This window comes from Paenibacillus sp. JGP012, from assembly GCF_014203995.1.
In the GTDB taxonomy this organism is placed as follows: domain Bacteria; phylum Bacillota; class Bacilli; order Paenibacillales; family Paenibacillaceae; genus Paenibacillus; species Paenibacillus silvae.
On record NZ_JACHKG010000002.1, the window covers coordinates 437668 to 454854 of the forward strand.

The following is a 17187-nucleotide window of genomic DNA, read 5'->3' on the forward strand; positions in this document are numbered from 1 at the left end:
GTATCATGACGAGCCATTATGAGTTGCAGATATTGATGGCAAAAAGACCTTTCTACCATACGTAATCAACGAACGATACGCATTGTATAGAGGCAAGAAAGTAAAGAAAGCCGCAGGCTGTGTTCCAGTGATCGGGTAAATCCCGATGGGTTGGAACGCTGCCGTGCGGCTTTTTGTTCTAGATTTTAAAGCGGCTGATCAGTCTATTCAGCTCACTGGATAACACGCGCAGTGACTCGGCGGAGGCGCTGATCTCATCCATGGATTGCAGCTGCGTTTCGGCAGCCTGGGACACCTGCTGAATGCTGGATGACGATTCCCGCGAGATATGCTCCATGTTTTCAATGGAGGCGGACACTTCTTCAGAACTTGCTGAGAGTTGCTCGGACGCAGCAGATACCTCATGCAGGCGCTCGTTAATCGTCTCAATCCCACTATGGATGGAGGAGAATGACTGATCGGCCTCCTGAACCACCGTCATGCCGGCTTGTACCGCTGTTGTGCTTGCTGACATATGCTCAGCCAGTGCGGAGGTCAGACGGGTCATCTCGGCGATCAGTTCAGAGACATGCTGTGAGGATTGCTCGGATTCCCCTGCGAGCTTGCGCACCTCGGAGGCGACGACAGCAAAACCATTGCCATGCTCACCCGCCCGTGCTGCTTCAATGCTTGCATTAAGGGCAAGTAAATTCGTCTGGGATGCAATGTTTTGCATCAGCTGTGCCACGGATTCAATTTTGCTGGAGTATTCGGCAAGTTCAGTGGTGGATGCTGCCATCTGAACATTGGCCTGATGAATAACGTCCATACTGCTGATCGCGGTGTCCAGCTTGGCCTGTCCCTGAATGGCATTATTCGTGGTCTGTTGTGACACGTCAGCCACTTTGGAAGACGAATGGGCGATATGCTGCATGCTGCGCGTAATTTCCTCCATGGCAACAGTGACCTCTCCAGCGCGAACGACCTGCTCGGAAGCCCCGTGTGCGGTATGATTGGTGTGTTCGGCAATGCGCTGGCTGGCTTCGGCTGTTGCCTGTGAATACTGCGATACCCCTTCTGCGGCTTGAAGCAGGGAGTCCGAGCTTTGGCGAATACCTGTCATGACTTGCCGGGTATCCGTGACCAGATGTTTGAACTCGGAGGCGAGCTGGCCAATTTCGTCCTTGCGTGCCAGGTCTACGTTGACGGTAAGATCCCCTTTGCCTACCTCGGTAATGAGCTTTTTTAGCTTTACCAAGGGGCGGGTCAGATAACGAGCAAAGATGTAAACCAGCAATACACCGAGCAGCACAATCACTAGCGCCGTCCAGATCATTGTAATGCGGTTGCGTGACATTAACTCATAGACGGCTGTAGAATCGAGATCCGCACCGACCACGCCCAACATCTGTCCGTTCGCTCCATGGATGGGCACATAAGCTGTAATTGTTGCTCCATAATCCTCATCTCGTGTAAGCTCTCCACGTACGGAGGTATCCTGTGCAAAGGCTTGAAGCATGCCTGCATAATGCGTTTCCTCAAGTGTGCCATATGGCGAGAAATCATCCTCGGCCACATCTGGCGCGGCTCCGTCCACTACGTAATAATATGACGCCTTTCCATTTTCCTCACGTGTTCCGAGGGTGTATAAATACTTGAGCCCATTGGCCTCACGCAGCTGACTGAGCTGCTGACGCAGCGTATCGTAATACGTCGTTTTGTCCTGCCCGGTGCTGAGCGGGGTGTACAGCGAAATGTCAATTAAAGCTGCTGCCCGTTCAGCCACCGCCTGGGCCTGCATCCCCATCGACTGCTCTACTAATTGTGCGGATGATCGATACATAGTAACACCCAGAATCGCACCTGCGGCTAACATCAAACATGAAAAAAATAAAAAAATGCGCATAAACAAGCTGTTCATCGTACGAATAGTTCCCCCTTGTATATGTAACTGTATCCTGTAACTAAGTTGAGAAATGGAACGCCTTTGCTAAATGTGCTTCAAGCGTATCGGACACTTCAGTGGTCAATGTAGTATCGTACTCCAAGTGCCGGATGTGCTTATTGTCCTTTACGAGCTAATGCGCTTTATGATCTCCAAGTGTTTCGTATGTTTTAGTGCTGAATGAATGTCAGGTGCATCAAGTGATTATGTGATGAGTTTAATTTCGTGCTATGAGTGTTTCGTATGCTTTTGTGCAAAATATCCTTTATGTGCACCATTTACTCCTTAAGATGTGTTTGCATTTTAACGATTGCCTTACGTTTTGCTCAAACATATGCACGTTTCTTTTATGTATATATTCCTATTTATTTTATCGGCATAGGATTAACAAAGGATTATAGGGTGAGCGAGTAGGTGCTACCGTTTCGGAGTGATCCTCGATTATTCTAACGATCCCAGATGAGCTTATTTGGGCGATATGGGTGCTTCAGGAAATGTAACGATTCCCAGAAACCTTATTTCGCTAAAAAACAACGATTAATGCCCATTTTACCATGATTCCTCCTAAATAAGCTTCCCTGAGATCGTTAAAAAATAAAATCGTGTGAAAATGCCTAAATAGGGTTTCTGAGAATCGTTAGACGTGCGTACCAATGTACCAATAGGTTGTCCCAGCTCCTGTTACATCGTTCCGCCGCCTTGGCGAACAGAAGCTGGAATCTTCTCGGGTCCCTGATTAATGTAGCGATGAATAAAAGTGCCTACCTTGGCGTCGTCGAACTTGCCCAGCTTCATCGTTTTGGTCCAGGCGGTTACGACAACCTCGCTGCCATCGGGAATGTCTTTATTGGGCACGGCGAGGATGCCTGAGCCTGCTTTACGGAATTTGGTCAGATATTTCAGATGCTCCTTGAGCATGTCACTGGCATCTTCACGATAATAGATGATGATGTCACCATGTTCCAGATTGTGTACCAGATAAGGATAACCCGGGAAGTCGGTGTAAAAGCCGAACTGAATGTCATGTGGATTATGTGGCCCCGAGGTCGGAATCTTCATCTCATAGTGGATCGGTTCCTCCGTATGGGTGGCTCCATAGTATTTATCATTGGTCACATCAATCACGGCGTTGTTATCCAGTTTGGAGACATCATATGTGTCGCCGCCAGCATTTTGCAGGAAAAACAATCCGAATGCCACGATTGAAGCACCAATCAGAATATGAGCGGTATTCTTTATGAAACGACCTTTCTTCTGAATAGCAGCACGCTCCTTCTTTTTCATATGACCAAGAATACTGCCACATGTACGCGATGCCCAGATATAAGCGGCGATGGAGAGCACCAGCACCACTGCTCCAACGATCAACCACAAGTATGAGGTGCCAGTCGATTGTTCCATTTGCATATGATCCATTTGGGTCATGTCCATTCCAATTCCTCAGCTTTCGTTATAAAATAAAAAATACACCTAACACTACATTATGTAGTGTTTTAGTTATACACGAGCGTATAGATGTGTGAACTTGTAATACCCGCACGCAGTGCCACGTTCACTCAAGCAAACAACGTTAATAAATAAACAAGGTAAATAAGTAAATAGGAACATATTATTTACACTACACATTATAGTGTATGGAATAATCCCTGCGCAATGCCACATTACAAATGCAAAAGAAAAAAGACCTCCCCACGTATAAAGAAGCCTGAGCTCTTAAGCTATAGCCTCTAACACCTCTACTGCCAAAAGAACATATTACAAGCGTCCATACGGCGAGAACAATGGGCCGAACAGACCGGTCAAAACTGCAAATAACAGACGATAGGTTACATAAAACAGCACCGCATTGGCAATCAGTACACTGTACATGCTGTCAAGGGCGGCTTGGGTGCGATTCAGCGGATGATGGAACAGCACAGCATTCATAGCAACAAACACAATGATGTAGGACAGCACCAGCAGCGAGATTGCAAAGGAATACGAGATCACAATCATCAGGTTAGCAAGTAATAGAGTCACGACTGCTGGAGCCAGCAGCGCTCCAAACTGGGAAATCATGATTTTAGGACGAAAAGTGATCCGCTCCAGCTTCAATACACCGTAGATCAGTGCCGCGGCGGCGATCAGAATAATCGCAGTAAACAGAAGTGGACGAAGGAATCCACCGATAAATAGCCCATCCGCACCAAGGCGGCCAAACATAATCAGAATATATGTAGAGGTCAAAATAGCAAACAGGGCCATCGTTATCCAGCCGTGCAGGGCATGCTGTTCACCGACGGTTTTCATCGTTTGGTACGGACGGGCCAGTATACTGAGGAAATAAGACAGGTACTGTTTGCTTACTTCTTTGGCTTGCTGTACTTTCTCATTCTGTACAAGGTTGTTCCATTGATTTCCACTACTGCTGTGTGCAGAACCATGCTCCCGGGAATCATTGTAACTGGCATCGTCATGATCATGAGCAGGCGACGGGATTGGTGAGATGGATGAGCTTTCGGATACCTTTCTATTCGTTGCGGGCTCCTGCGTGCTGGACCAGCGGGTGTATTCCGCCCCTGCATCAGATGAGTCTGTGTGTGTTGCAGATTCCACAGGATTATCTGATGCATGGGTTCCTTTCAGGTTAGAGCCGCACCTCTCGCAAAAACGGGCATCTCCATTTTCGTGATTACATACTGGACATTTCATGTCATAAGCCTCCAATTTATTGGAATATTGAACAGTGGATACATTGTGTCTCATTTTACCGTTCGATGCCGAACTTTGTCTATGTATCGCCCTTTAAATACCCCAAAAAACACTTGTGAAATAGAGGAATTACCAGGCCATATTTTCATATTGACATAAGGAGAACACCCGATTCTGATGTTTTATCAAAATTGAGAACAAATGTAACGTTGCCAGCTGTAGTGCTGGTAACTTTGGTGCTGCTTACGGCGTGTGGTAATGATGCGGCATCCCCGGCAAAGGTGTCTGGTGAGACCCCTGTAACTAGTGAGAGCCAGATAAACTCGCAGGATATCAGCAAGGCAGGGATAGAGATAGCAGCAGCGAATTATTCCGTCGCCGTGTACGGGTTACCGGACGTTTGCTGTAGAGCAGATTGATGCGTTTGTGAAGGTAACCGAGAAGTTCATCTATTTTATAGTATAATTACATCAGAAGATATGGATTTAACTCCAGAGAGCAGGAGGACAAGCATCGATGATGAATACAACAAGTGCTGCCAGAGCGATATTTTTTGATGTGGACGATACGTTATATGATCATTTGCAGCCGCTTCGTGTGGTGCTTCAGGAAGTACTGGGTTTGCCAGAGACGTTTGATTATGCGCTGGCGTATCATCGTTTTCGGTATTACAGCGACTGGTTGTCTGCACAAGAAGACCTGTCGGCAGTGCCTGAACCGGATGCGGTGGAGCGTATGCGCCGTCGTCGATTTGAATTGACTATGGAGGAATTCGGATTATCTCTGCAAGCTGCACAAGCACAAGAGCTGCAGAAGCAGTATCTGAGCAGACAATTCGAGATTACCCCGTTTGAAGGAGCTTATGATCTGATTCGCAGGCTTCAGGCGGAGGGGCACACGGTGGGATTGATCACGAACGGTGAAGGACAGCATCAGCGGCGAAAACTTAAAGCGTTAGATGTGTTTAGTCTGGTAGACGAGACGCAGATTTTTATCTCGGGCATGGTTGGTTACGCCAAACCAGACGGGAGGCTGTTCAAGCATGTGAATCAGCAGACCGGAACCGCAGCGCATAACAGCTATTATATCGGCGATTCGTGGCGCAACGATGTGGCCGGAGCTGTAGACGCGGGCTGGAAAGTGATCTGGTTCAATCATCGCGGAGCATTGCCTGAATCGGATCATGAGCCTCATTTTACAGCACAGAGTTATGAGGACATCAGCCGGATTCTCACGTTTGAGCCAGCACAAGCTTATAAGTAACTATGTAATGAAAACAGAATACAGCCATAATATTGTTGTCAGTGTCAGTGTCAGTGTCAGTGTCAGTGTCAGTGTCAGTGTCAGTGCAGAGCATCAGCCCACTCATCTTTAAGGAGATAAGGGGCTTTTTTATTTGTATAGCCGATCTGTGAGAATGTTCGCTGTTCCCTTGAAGGTTCCACCTCCTGTTTTTGATGAAGCTCAGCTTCATGGAATCTTCATTTGCAGGAGAGCGCAAAACTCTTTTCAAAGGATATAAGTGGTGCTATAATTAAAACAAGATTTAGATTAAGTCTAAATTAAAAGATGAACCAATATTGATTCGGTATCATTTACCGGCCGATGTTTTCACATCAAATGGCACATGTTCAGTAACTACACTACCATTTCAATTCATTTTCTGAGAGGGGATAAATTCCATGAGCACAATGCAAGCTAACTACAACACATTTACAAGTAACACAACTGGACTTCAAGAGGTATTAAACCGTCAGATCGCAGGCTGGTCTGTGCTGTACACCAAGCTGCATAATTTCCATTGGTATGTTAAAGGCCCGCATTTCTTCACGCTTCATGCGAAATTCGAAGAGCTTTACAATCTGGCTACTGCCAATATGGACGAAGCGGCTGAGCGCCTGCTGACCATTGGAGGTCGTCCTGTAGCAACGATGGCAGAACAGCTGCGTTTATCTCCAATCAAAGAGGCAGAAGCACAATTTTCCGCTGAACAGATGGTGGAACAGGTTGTCGCTGATCTGCATGCGATGAAGGAGGTTATTCGTCAAGGTATTGATGAGGCTGGCGAAGCCGGGGATAATGCAACCGAAGATATGGGAATTGGTTTCACAGCTGCGCTGGATAAAGAGATCTGGATGTTAAACGCATTTTTGGGCAAATAACCTAAGGCACCCTTACTCCTGACAACGATATGTAGAGTCCGTGAACAAACGTCCCGTTCGCTTACAAATCCGGTGCGCTTCCCGTATAATAGTGGCATCCAAGATGTACAGAATGGTGGAATGAACAATGCGGACAGGCCTGGATCAATTGCAGGAAGAAGCTGAACGGTTTATATATACAAGTTATGAAGAGCTGGGCTATACGCGTGCAGACGCGGAGGCCCGGCTTATTGCCGTTAGACGCGATATAGAAGAGAGAGGTACTTACACCCACACGATCGAAGAGCTGGAGCATGGCTGCAAAATGGCCTGGCGGAACAGCAACCGCTGTATCGGTCGTCTGTTCTGGGACAAGCTGCGCATCGTGGATGGTCGTGATGTGCGTACCGCAGGGGCGGCTGCGCAGGCTGTATTCGATCATATCCATAACGCCTCCAACGGCGGCAAGATTATTCCGACCATCACGATTTTGCCTCCGGAAGGCCCAGACGGAGCACCCATCCGCATCTGGAATCATCAATTGATTCGTTATGCGGGATACGAGACGGAACAGGGCGTTGTCGGTGATCCGGCTTCGGTGGACTTGACCAAGGCAGCGTTGTCACTGGGCTGGCAGGGTGCTGGCAGTGATTATGATGTGCTGCCGCTCATCATTCAGGCTCAAGGACAAGCTCCTGAATGGTACGTCATTCCTGACGATGAGATTGTTGAAGTACAGATTGAGCATCCCGAGCGTGCCGAGATCGCCGAGCTTGGTTTACGCTGGTACGGTGTACCAATGATCGCGGATATGCGGGTGGAGATTGGGGGCATTAATTACCCGGCTGCACCGTTTAACGGATGGTATATGGAAACCGAGATTGGTGCGCGTAATCTGGCTGACACGTTTCGATATAACAAGCTGCCAGCGGTAGCTGCCGCCCTTGGATTGAACACGTCGAGTGAAACGACATTGTGGAAGGATCGCGCACTGATAGAGCTGAATGTTGCTGTACTGCATTCATTCAAGAAGGCAGGCGTGAGTATTGTGGATCATCATACGGCTGCGGCGCAATTTGCTCTGTTTGAACAGCGGGAGGAGAAGGCTGGACGTGAGCTGACCGGCGATTGGGTGTGGTTGATTCCCCCTGTGTCGCCAGCCACGACCCACATTTTCCACAGCTCCTATCGGAATGAGATTGTGAAGCCGAACTTTTTTCACCAGAACCCTGCATATCAATTTCGGGACGGGATCGCCGTGGCCGCTGACGGGAGCAGCAGCAAGCAGTATGATGAGCATGCAAATCAGGGACACCAAGAGCATCCATCTGAAGAACTTACTCGGTCACAGGCAGAGAAGGTACAGACCGAAAACACGCTAATGAAATGCCCGTTTGCACATTAAATTGTGTGAGCGGGTTTATTTTTTTATTCTCACCCAATACCTGCTCCGCATAACGGCTTGAACGGCGATCGCAGCCGCAATCAGAAGCAGATTGAAGATAAACACGGTGTAGAGGGAGCCCGCTTCCATCAGAAGTGCTGCGATCAGGGGTGAGGCGATGGAGCCGATCTCGGCTGCGGACACAATCTGACCAATGACCGGGCTTCGCTGCTCCTCCGGCGTATGGTCGCCGATATGTGCAAAGAAGGAGTCCATGTAACATGCCCCGCCAATCCCGCCGATGAACATGCCAATGTATACCCAAATGTGAGAGGATGTGCATAGAAAGACAAGCACCTCGACCCCGATCAAGAACATGCCCAGCATACATAACAGCAGCCTGTCACCCATACGATCCGAGAGTCGACCGACAACGGGTGCAGCCGCAAAAGTAGATATTCCTGCTACGGTGAACGCCAGGCTGGCGGACAAAGCATCCCACTGCATCACTTGCGTGGCATACAGCGCGAAGTACGTCAGGAATACAGCATAGGCACTCATCTCGAGAACGTGTACGGTGATGTAACCGATAAGCTGTTGTTTCATTGTCATAGTAACAGGGAGAGATTTGGCCTGAATGGACTCGGTCGTGGGAGCTGCGGGAGCATTAACATTCTTCTGCTGGTTCTGATTGTTATGATCGTCTTTGACTTTACGCGAAGCTATAGATGATGATGCAGGGAGATTCTGTGCTGAGGTTTTGATTCCCATGGCTGTAACGACTGCAATGAGGCAGCAGAGTGCGACCAGCAGAAAAGGCACAGACAATGGCCAGTGTATGGCAAGCCAGCCGCTAATCACCGGGCCAAGAATCATACCGCCTCCTTCGCTGCTGCTAATATAACCGTTGTACAAGCCCCGGTTCTCCACACTGCCGCCATCCCCAATGATGGAGCGCACCACTACGGTCAGGCCGGAAGAGGCGAGTCCTTGGAGCAGCCGAAGCAGACCGAAGAGAATGGCGGACTTGGATACGGCGAATCCCCCCATACACAAGGCGAGTACAGCCAGCATGACGATAAGTGCTCGTTTACCCCCAAATTTACGGTAAAGGGCTGCTGCCGGAACGCCACCGATAACTTTTCCAACATAAAACAGGGCAAAAATGACCCCAAGCGTCCAGCCGGATAAGCCGAATTCCTCCATAAACAGAGGAAACAAGGGCAGGATCATGAATCCGCCCATCTGACTCAGGAAACATATCATAAGAAGTAAAGGAAGATTGCGCCGAACCTCCAAGCCCAGGACTCCTTTCGTGCGTCTCAACCAACTGATAAATCAGCGGTTCTCCTAACGACATGCGTAGATATCGACATATACCCGTAATGTATGCATAAATAGTGAAAATAAGACGAAATTACACAAGGCGTTTACATCAAAACCATTGCGGTTATACCTGAATCATATATAATAAATGGGCATTTGTTATTCAGGAATGTATTCTATTAGTGTACAGAGTAAGGTGTACCTCAAGAATAAGGGGGCGACGATAACATGTCAGAACAACAACCGATCATTCGGTTCGAACGCGTGACGCAGCAATATGACCAGGATGAGGCTGTATTGAAGGCGGTCAGCTTTGAGATTGAACGGGGTAAATTCTATACCCTTCTGGGGCCGTCAGGCTGTGGTAAAACAACGATATTGCGGCTGATTGCCGGCTTTGCGGAGCCGACGGAGGGCAGCATTTATTTTAACGGTGCACTGATTAACCGTGTGCCTGCGCACCAGCGTCAGGTAAATACGGTATTTCAGGACTATGCATTATTTCCACATTTGAATGTATTTGAGAACGTAGCCTTTGGCCTGCGTATTAGAAAAATGAAAACAGCCGAGATTCGCACCAAAGTGCTCGAAGCGCTCAAGTTTGTCAATCTGTCCGGTTACGAGAACCGGGAGATTGGTGAGATGTCCGGCGGACAACGCCAGCGTGTAGCGATTGCCCGCGCCATTGTGAATGAGCCGGAAATTCTGCTGCTGGACGAGCCTTTATCGGCGCTCGACCTGAAGCTGCGTACCGAGATGCAGTATGAGCTGCGAGAGCTGCAGCAGCGGCTGGGCATTACGTTTATTTTTGTCACGCATGATCAGGAAGAAGCACTCGCGATGTCCGATGAAATCTTTGTCCTGAACAGCGGTGTCATTCAGCAGAGCGGCACACCGAATGATATTTATGATGAGCCGATTAACCGCTTTGTGGCGGACTTTATTGGCGAGTCGAATATCGTGGCAGGCAAGATGAAGCAGGACTTTGTCGTTGAATTCGCAGGCGCACAGTATGAATGTGTCGATCAGGGGCTGCAACCGGACGAGCCTGTTGAGATTGTCATTCGGCCAGAGGACCTGGAGATTACTACGGAGGAACAGGGCAAGCTCAAGGTGAAGGTGGATTCCCAGCTGTTCCGCGGCGTGCATTACGAGATTTCGACCTACGATGACGCAGGCAACGAATGGTTGATTCATTCCACGAAGAAAGCGGTCGTGGGATCGCGCATCGGGCTTTATTTTGACCCGGAAGCCATTCATGTGATGCGTTTCAATGAAACCGAGGAAGAGTTCGACAGACGACTCGAAGCCTACCAAGAGGCCGCTCATGCAGACTAAAGCCGGCACGCGCAATGCGTATCTGATTCCCTATGTGTTATGGATGGTGTTGTTCGTTGTAGCGCCTGTGCTGCTGGTGATCTATTATTCGTTCTTTGATGTGGAGGGTAATTTCACATTCGGCAACTATGCGCGGTTCTTCACGCCGGTGTACATGCAGATGACGCTCAGCTCGTTCTGGTATGCGTTTCTGATTACGGCTTTCTCACTGCTCATCTCTTATCCGACAGCGTATATGCTGACCCGGACGAAGCATAAGCAGCTGTGGCTATTGCTTATTATTTTGCCAAGCTGGATCAACCTGCTGTTAAAAGCGTACGCCTTCATCGGCCTGTTCGGTACGTACGGGCTGACCAACTCCCTGCTGGAAGTGGTGGGCATTGGCACACAGCAGATTTTGTTCACCGACTTCAGCTTTATCTTTGTTTCGGTGTACATCTTCATTCCGTTTATGATTCTGCCGATCTTTAACGCGCTGGAAGAAATGAATCCATCCCTGATCTATGCTGCACGGGATCTCGGTGCTTCATCCTGGCTGACGTTCCGGCGAGTCATTTTCCCGCTGACGCTCAGTGGTGTGAAATCGGGCTGTCAGGCAGTATTTATCCCGGCCTTGTCCCTGTTTATGATTACCCGTCTGATCGCTGGGAACCGTGTTATTACGCTGGGTACAGCGATTGAGCAGCATTTTCTTGTCACCCAGGACTGGGGCATGGGCTCGACGATTGCCGTCTTTTTGATTATCGCCATGGCAGTCATTATGTTTCTGACCGGATCAGGCAAGAAGGAGGTGCGAAATGGGAAGAAACGGTAAACTGTCTAACGTCTATCTGGCGGTCGTATTTGCCATTTTGTACGCACCGATTGCCTATTTGATTTTCTATTCCTTCAACAGCGGCGGGCATATGCGCGGGTTTGAAGGCTTTACACTGGAGTGGTACAGGGAAGTATTTGCGGATACCCGGCTGCTGATTATCGTTTTAAATACGTTTATTATCGCGCTGTTGTCCTCTGCCATTTCAACCATTCTGGGTGTGGCAGGAGCACTGGCGATCTATCATGTGCGTCGCAAACGGACTAGAAATACGCTGTTGTCCCTGAACAACGTGCTGATCGTTAGCCCGGATGTCATTATCGGTGCATCATTCCTGATTCTGTTTACGATGATTGGCATCAAGCTGGGCTTTACATCCGTGCTGCTGTCACATATCGCATTCAGCGTGCCGATTGTGGTCATCATGGTGCTGCCGAAGCTGCAGGAGATGAGCCCAACCCTGATGGATGCGGCTCGCGATCTCGGCGCAGGGTCATGGCAGATACTGACGCGTGTCGTGCTGCCTTATGTGAAGCCCGGCATTTTTGCCGGATTTTTCATGGCACTGACGTACTCGCTCGATGATTTCGCTGTAACGTTCTTTGTGACAGGCAACGGATACTCCACGCTTTCAGTGGAAATTTACTCCAGAGCAAGGCAGGGTGTGTCGCTGTCTATCAATGCGCTTTCCACCCTGCTGTTCCTGCTCACGGTGCTGCTGGTGGTTGGATATTACTTCATTAACCGCCGGGCAACACGCATACCACCTGGAGGAAAGGGGCTGCGTCCATGAAACAGCTGGTACGGACATTTGCACTTGTGTTTGTGGCCGCCTTTGCCCTGATGATTCTCGCTTCCTATCTCAACAAAAGCCAGGGGTATTCCGGCGGCAACACGCTGACGATCTACAACTGGGGCGATTATATCGATCCTGAGCTATTGAAGGAATTCGAGGCTGAGACAGGCATGAAGGTCATCTATCAGACGTTTGACTCCAACGAAGCGATGCTGACCAAGATTGAGCAGGGCGGCACGACATTTGACGTGGCGATTCCTTCCGAGTATGCGATTAGCAAAATGAAGGAAGAAAACCTGCTCGTTCCGATCGATCACAACAAGCTGCCCAACCTGAAAAATATCGATGCCCGGTTCCTGAACTTGAACTACGATCCAAACAACCAATTCTCCATCCCGTATTTCTGGGGAACGGTTGGTATCGTGTACAACCCGGAGCTGGTGGGTGATTTGACGTTTGACAGCTGGAATGACCTGTGGGACCCCCGTCTGAAAAACCAGATCCTGCTGCTTGATGGCGCTCGTGAAGTTATCGGCATGGGCCTGAACAGTCTGGGCTACTCGCTCAATGATACCAACGAGGATCATCTTCAGGCTGCTTTGAAAAAATTATCAACCCTGACGCCAAACGTAAGAGCTATCGTCGGGGATGAGATCAAAATGCTTCTCGCCAATGAAGAAGCGGCAGTCGGGCTGGTATGGTCAGGCGATGCGTCCGAGATTATGGATGAGAACGACAAGCTGGATTACAAGGTCCCGGAGGAAGGCTCCAACCTCTGGTTCGACAGCATGGTTATCCCGAAAACAGCCAAAAATGTAGAGGGTGCACACCAGTTCATTAACTTCATGCTGGACCCGGACCATGCGGCTCGCAACGCCGAGTATGTCGGATACTCCACACCGAATGCGGAGGCACTCAAGCTGCTGCCAGAGGATATCTCGCAGGATGAGCGCTTCTACCCGGACGAGACGCTGACAAGCAAGCTGGAGGTCTACAACAACCTGGGCAAAAAAATGCTGTCGCATTATAACGACCTGTTTCTGGAGTTTAAAATGCACAGCAAATAGTTGGCAATATAGATCATCTAAAATGCCAGATAGAGTCCAGCAACAAATGTCTGACTGCTGACCTCCAGCTTTGTGGATATAATGTGCCAAAAAAGAAGCAGCTCCTGCATCAATGGGGGCTGCTTCTTTTTATTGTCGTTTTTTTTCGTGCACCTTCATTAAAAGCTACTCAAAAGCTCACAGAATTCACAGTAAACTTATAGATAAAAAATGTTGTTTGTTCCTGTAAATATAACTTTGGAGGTGAATGCATGAAAAAGAATAAAAAAAGGTCTGGCATCTGTCTCTTAACGCTGTTACTCGTTATTGGGGCCGGCTGTTCCCAACAGAATCCTGATGCAGGAACGCCAAAGAATACGGATGAAGTCGGACAGTCTTCGCCGCAGAAGGTCGTAGAGAAAGGAGCAGATACATTTCAAGAAGGTGTGATGATTGATGTTTCTGCCTATAAGAACGAACAAAAATATAAGGAGCTGCTGCAAACGTTGGAAAGTAACATGAACGCTATGGTAAAAAAAGATGCTGTTGCTTTTGAAAAAACATTTCTATCCCAAAAGGATTTTGAAAGTAACCGTTTCTTTCTGGATACCCAGGATCGGTACCAGTTTGTAGGGAAACCGACCATAATAGAGCAGGAAGATAAAGACCGTATTGATGTTGGTGTAAGATATAGGGTAAAAGGGTCTGAAGTGGGAGAGAACTTTAAGGAAACGGGAATTATGTACAATTTTAAAAAGGATGCATCAGGGGATTGGAAGGTTATAATGATCGATTAGAGCAAGCTAAAATCCTTCAGTAATGATCGGCACGAATGAAGTCAAATTCAAGTTCAATCATAATCCCACGCCAGTGGGACCCGCATAACCGCAAAACCTCCCCTGATCACGAATGATTCAGGGGAGGTTCCTTTCTTTTACCCTACTCCAGAGCAAAAGCATGGAAGTGCGATATCAGATGTATGTAATTACACGTTAACGGAGAGGGCAGAGATAAGATGGAGAAGCGAAGCGTTCGCCTTTATCCCCGGATTTTCTCATATGATATGAGATTCAGAAAAATCTGGGGATAACAGCGATCGAAAGATTGCTCTGCATGCGGAGTGGTCTAGTGTAATTCTGCCTCTACATCTTATATCATTGCCACTACATATGCTTTTTGCGGCCCATGATGATCCAAGCCCCACCCACAATCAACGCAATAGCCACAAAAGGCTGAACATAGCTCATGTTGCTTAATACCGAGCCGATGGACATGACAGTGAAGAATAACAGCGAAAGAACCGTCAGAATGTTAATCGGAATGAGCAGCCATTTATTACGCCCCCCGAACCAGTAGAGCTCAAACAGACCCACAGCTGGTGCCAGAAGGAAGCCCGGCCACATCGTACCCCAGTTATCAAACAGCATTGCAATCTGACAGACGATACCTACGGTCAGCAGCAGGCCACCGGGAACAAGCAGCCCGACCCCTCGGCCGATCATGGAGAAGTACAGCCAGTGAAAGAACAGTCCGAGCGGAATAACAAATAGTGTGGGCCAGAAGGTAGCAAAGATCGTACCCGGCCCCAGGCTGCCCCCTTGATTCAGAATGAGGTATACACCAAGCAGAATCAGGACAGGTGCAAGAATTGTACGTTTAGCCATAATGTCTCTCCTTTTAACATGGAATCATCGTTCCGTACGTATGTATTTATGATTTTCGTTATTCACAGCATACCATGGACTGGAAAACAACAACCTCCGTCTTTGGCGTTAAACTTAACCTAGACTAAAGTCTAGGTTAGATGCCTGTAATCATTAATTATAACGACTGGACGTGCATCCAGACTGTTACAGCCCGGTTTTGACGAGACTTGCCCGGTATTGTCCCGGGGTTTGTCCAGTCCATTTTTTGAACGCATTCTGAAAGGCACTTTGCTCTGAAAAATGCAGGGCATACGCAATATCTCCGACAGAGTAGGTTCCTCGTTGTAAATATCGAAGTGCGATTTGCTTCCGTACCTGGACAGAAATTTCGTTAAATGTGGTGCCCTCTTCACGCAATCTGCTCTGAAGTGTGCGAATGCTCACGCCCAGATGCGATGCGGTATGCTGTAATGTGGGAAAGAAGGAGGGCAGACTCTCCATAATCCAGCTGCTTACCTTGCTTGAGAAGGGCTGGGAAGCATACAAATCGGCTTTGCTCTCCTCGGCCATAGACTCAAAAACCTTCAGCAGCCTGGCATCCGAATACAATACAGGCTGTGTCAAAATATCCTGGGACAACCGCAGGCGCGTGTGAGCAGCACCGAATTGAGGGGTGACCCCGAATGAAGTGATGTAAGGAGATAGGTCACCAGCAGCATCAGGCGCATCATGCTGGAAAAGCACCTCTTTCACGACTGCCCGGTGATTAGCCAGCTTGTTGATCAGATGCAGCAACGAAACAGCCATATCCTCGACACAATGACGGGACATAGGCATATTGTCATTTTGTACAGACAGCTGAATGATTACATCCGGTCCACTTATCTCCCACTCCAGTTGAAATCCACTATATATAATATCGTTATACCGCTGATAAGCTGATAGCGCATCTCCGATCGTTCTGGAATGCATCATGACGTATCCGGGCAGGCCCAGGTCCGCAAAATCCAACGTTAGCCCCTGGTTTAATCCAAAATACAGATCATCTGTATACTCGGCGGCGCGACGCATGATTCGTTCCAGTTCGTTGACGGGAATCCTTGCATCGGGGTTCTCCGTCATGACAGGATCAATTGCCATGTCTCTGAAAAAAGATTCGGGGTCGAAACCTTTGTGCACCAGCGTTTTCAGAATGGGGTACACCATGCTAATCGAGACGCTTTGATTGAGATGTTTCATAATTCCTCCGTTTGCGCGAATCCGCAATGGTTCAGCGCCGTTGATCATTGGTATATGCCTTCGTTCATTCTATGCTTGTGATATGTCCGTTTCATCGGCTTTTATGAACTCTATTATACAGGAGGAACACAAGGATGAATGCAAATAAAATTCTGATCATTAACGGTCACCCTGACCCGCAAAGTTATTGTAAAGCACTGTCAACGTCTTATGCAGAGGGGGCAAGAAAGTCGGGAGCGTCTGTGGAAATGATCGATCTGAGTGAGATCGAATTCAATCCTAATCTGCGGTACGGCTATCGTCAGCGGACAGAGCTGGAGCCTGATCTGCTGAAAGCACAGGAGTTGATTCGCTGGGCAGATCATCTGGTGTTTGTTTATCCGACGTGGTGGGGAACGATGCCTGCTGTCCTGAAAGGGTTTATTGACCGGATATTCCTACCCGGATTTGCCATGAGATATCGCGATAATTCGCCACTCTCGGACAAATTGCTAAAGGGCAAATCTGCGCAGCTTATTGTGACTTCAGACACGCCGCGCTTGTACAATGCACTGGTATACAGAAACGCGGGTCACAGAATCATGAAATCCAATATCCTTCAATTCAGCGGGGTGTCCCCTGTGCGTGTGACCGAAGTTAGTCCGATCCGCAAGTCTACGGAGGCGTTCCGTCAGAAGTGGCTGGATAAAGTGATGCAAATGGGCATGAAGCAGGGGCGATAATTGCGGGAAGAGAGTAGAACGTAAAGAAAAGAGACGATACAGGATAAGGCGCCTGTTTCGTCTCTTTGTCTTCCTTATAGATTGTTGATCATCTCATGCCATGTAGCGGCGGTTATAGGA

General features: G+C 48.4%; 16 protein-coding genes. 10 read left to right on the plus strand and 6 right to left on the minus strand.

The annotated features are described in order from the left end of the window. Positions 1-178 precede the first annotated feature (178 nt). The 3 genes from HNR77_RS04385 to HNR77_RS04395 all read right to left on the minus strand — a co-directional run bounded on the left by HNR77_RS04385 (position 179) and on the right by HNR77_RS04395 (position 4615). Positions 179-1855: a methyl-accepting chemotaxis protein gene (locus tag HNR77_RS04385; RefSeq protein ID WP_260410304.1), complete on the minus strand. Its 1677-nt coding sequence runs from the start codon at positions 1853-1855 to the stop codon at positions 179-181. Between the two features lie 750 nt (positions 1856-2605). Then, a complete protein-coding gene (locus HNR77_RS04390; protein ID WP_184181091.1) occupies positions 2606-3355 on the minus strand; it encodes a DUF3105 domain-containing protein in 750 nt (249 codons plus the stop codon). Positions 3356-3679: 324 nt separating this feature from the next. Then, entirely contained in the window at positions 3680-4615 is a 936-nt protein-coding gene (locus HNR77_RS04395; protein WP_184181093.1) for a zinc ribbon domain-containing protein, read from the minus strand. A 191-nt stretch (positions 4616-4806) separates the two neighbouring features. On the opposite strand from HNR77_RS04395, the gene HNR77_RS04400 reads away from it, so the two are divergent. The 4 genes from HNR77_RS04400 (at position 4807) to HNR77_RS04415 (ending at position 8161) form a co-directional block, all read left to right on the plus strand. Then, positions 4807-5034, plus strand: coding sequence for a hypothetical protein (locus HNR77_RS04400; protein WP_184181095.1), 228 nt, complete (start codon positions 4807-4809; stop codon positions 5032-5034). Positions 5035-5131: 97 nt separating this feature from the next. Continuing rightward, positions 5132-5878 carry an HAD family hydrolase gene (locus HNR77_RS04405; RefSeq protein ID WP_311768570.1) on the plus strand — a complete coding sequence of 249 codons (747 nt, stop codon included), beginning with the start codon at positions 5132-5134 and terminating at the stop codon, positions 5876-5878. A gap of 419 nt (positions 5879-6297) precedes the next feature. Beyond that, positions 6298-6777, plus strand: a complete 480-nt coding sequence (locus HNR77_RS04410; protein WP_184181097.1) for a Dps family protein — start codon at positions 6298-6300, stop codon at positions 6775-6777. A gap of 127 nt (positions 6778-6904) precedes the next feature. Continuing rightward, positions 6905-8161 carry a nitric oxide synthase oxygenase gene (locus tag HNR77_RS04415; RefSeq protein WP_184181099.1) on the plus strand — a complete coding sequence of 419 codons (1257 nt, stop codon included), beginning with the start codon at positions 6905-6907 and terminating at the stop codon, positions 8159-8161. A gap of 15 nt (positions 8162-8176) precedes the next feature. On the opposite strand, the gene HNR77_RS04420 is transcribed toward HNR77_RS04415, so the two are convergent. Continuing rightward, complete coding sequence (locus HNR77_RS04420) at positions 8177-9439, minus strand: MFS transporter (protein WP_184181101.1); 1263 nt, start codon at positions 9437-9439, stop codon at positions 8177-8179. A 255-nt stretch (positions 9440-9694) separates the two neighbouring features. On the opposite strand from HNR77_RS04420, the gene HNR77_RS04425 reads away from it, so the two are divergent. The 5 genes from HNR77_RS04425 to HNR77_RS04445 all read left to right on the plus strand — a co-directional run bounded on the left by HNR77_RS04425 (position 9695) and on the right by HNR77_RS04445 (position 14257). Then, complete coding sequence (locus HNR77_RS04425) at positions 9695-10804, plus strand: ABC transporter ATP-binding protein (protein ID WP_184181103.1); 1110 nt, start codon at positions 9695-9697, stop codon at positions 10802-10804. Beyond that, a complete protein-coding gene (locus tag HNR77_RS04430; protein ID WP_145404555.1) occupies positions 10794-11618 on the plus strand; it encodes an ABC transporter permease in 825 nt (274 codons plus the stop codon). The genes HNR77_RS04425 and HNR77_RS04430 overlap by 11 nt, the downstream gene beginning before the upstream one ends. Further along, entirely contained in the window at positions 11602-12411 is an 810-nt protein-coding gene (locus HNR77_RS04435) for an ABC transporter permease (RefSeq protein WP_184181105.1), read from the plus strand. Before HNR77_RS04430 ends, HNR77_RS04435 begins: the two co-directional genes overlap by 17 nt. Further along, positions 12408-13481, plus strand: a complete 1074-nt coding sequence (locus HNR77_RS04440; protein WP_184181107.1) for an ABC transporter substrate-binding protein — start codon at positions 12408-12410, stop codon at positions 13479-13481. Before HNR77_RS04435 ends, HNR77_RS04440 begins: the two co-directional genes overlap by 4 nt. Positions 13482-13732: 251 nt before the next feature. Further along, positions 13733-14257 carry a hypothetical protein gene (locus tag HNR77_RS04445; RefSeq protein ID WP_184181109.1) on the plus strand — a complete coding sequence of 175 codons (525 nt, stop codon included), beginning with the start codon at positions 13733-13735 and terminating at the stop codon, positions 14255-14257. Between the two features lie 366 nt (positions 14258-14623). Here HNR77_RS04445 and HNR77_RS04450 read toward each other — a convergent pair whose 3' ends face one another. Beyond that, positions 14624-15124 carry a hypothetical protein gene (locus HNR77_RS04450; protein WP_184181111.1) on the minus strand — a complete coding sequence of 167 codons (501 nt, stop codon included), beginning with the start codon at positions 15122-15124 and terminating at the stop codon, positions 14624-14626. A 186-nt stretch (positions 15125-15310) separates the two neighbouring features. Then, positions 15311-16345: an AraC family transcriptional regulator gene (locus HNR77_RS04455; RefSeq protein ID WP_184181317.1), complete on the minus strand. Its 1035-nt coding sequence runs from the start codon at positions 16343-16345 to the stop codon at positions 15311-15313. Between the two features lie 134 nt (positions 16346-16479). Between HNR77_RS04455 and HNR77_RS04460 the strand changes: the two genes are divergently transcribed. Next, complete coding sequence (locus tag HNR77_RS04460; RefSeq protein WP_184181113.1) at positions 16480-17067, plus strand: NAD(P)H-dependent oxidoreductase; 588 nt, start codon at positions 16480-16482, stop codon at positions 17065-17067. The last annotated feature ends 120 nt before the right edge of the window (positions 17068-17187 follow it).

What these genes read in the sequence shown, in the direction of transcription:
- HNR77_RS04385 (WP_260410304.1), bottom strand. Translation starts at nt 1,855, where the DNA reads ATGTTAGCCGCAGGTGCGATTCTGGGTGTTACTATGTATCGATCATCC.
- HNR77_RS04390 (WP_184181091.1), bottom strand. Translation starts at nt 3,355, where the DNA reads ATGGACATGACCCAAATGGATCATATGCAAATGGAACAATCGACTGGC.
- HNR77_RS04395 (WP_184181093.1), bottom strand. Translation starts at nt 4,615, where the DNA reads ATGAAATGTCCAGTATGTAATCACGAAAATGGAGATGCCCGTTTTTGC.
- HNR77_RS04405 (WP_311768570.1), top strand. Translation starts at nt 5,132, where the DNA reads ATGATGAATACAACAAGTGCTGCCAGAGCGATATTTTTTGATGTGGAC.
- HNR77_RS04410 (WP_184181097.1), top strand. Translation starts at nt 6,298, where the DNA reads ATGAGCACAATGCAAGCTAACTACAACACATTTACAAGTAACACAACT.
- HNR77_RS04415 (WP_184181099.1), top strand. Translation starts at nt 6,905, where the DNA reads ATGCGGACAGGCCTGGATCAATTGCAGGAAGAAGCTGAACGGTTTATA.
- HNR77_RS04425 (WP_184181103.1), top strand. Translation starts at nt 9,695, where the DNA reads ATGTCAGAACAACAACCGATCATTCGGTTCGAACGCGTGACGCAGCAA.
- HNR77_RS04430 (WP_145404555.1), top strand. Translation starts at nt 10,794, where the DNA reads ATGCAGACTAAAGCCGGCACGCGCAATGCGTATCTGATTCCCTATGTG.
- HNR77_RS04435 (WP_184181105.1), top strand. Translation starts at nt 11,602, where the DNA reads ATGGGAAGAAACGGTAAACTGTCTAACGTCTATCTGGCGGTCGTATTT.
- HNR77_RS04440 (WP_184181107.1), top strand. Translation starts at nt 12,408, where the DNA reads ATGAAACAGCTGGTACGGACATTTGCACTTGTGTTTGTGGCCGCCTTT.
- HNR77_RS04445 (WP_184181109.1), top strand. Translation starts at nt 13,733, where the DNA reads ATGAAAAAGAATAAAAAAAGGTCTGGCATCTGTCTCTTAACGCTGTTA.
- HNR77_RS04450 (WP_184181111.1), bottom strand. Translation starts at nt 15,124, where the DNA reads ATGGCTAAACGTACAATTCTTGCACCTGTCCTGATTCTGCTTGGTGTA.
- HNR77_RS04455 (WP_184181317.1), bottom strand. Translation starts at nt 16,345, where the DNA reads ATGAAACATCTCAATCAAAGCGTCTCGATTAGCATGGTGTACCCCATT.
- HNR77_RS04460 (WP_184181113.1), top strand. Translation starts at nt 16,480, where the DNA reads ATGAATGCAAATAAAATTCTGATCATTAACGGTCACCCTGACCCGCAA.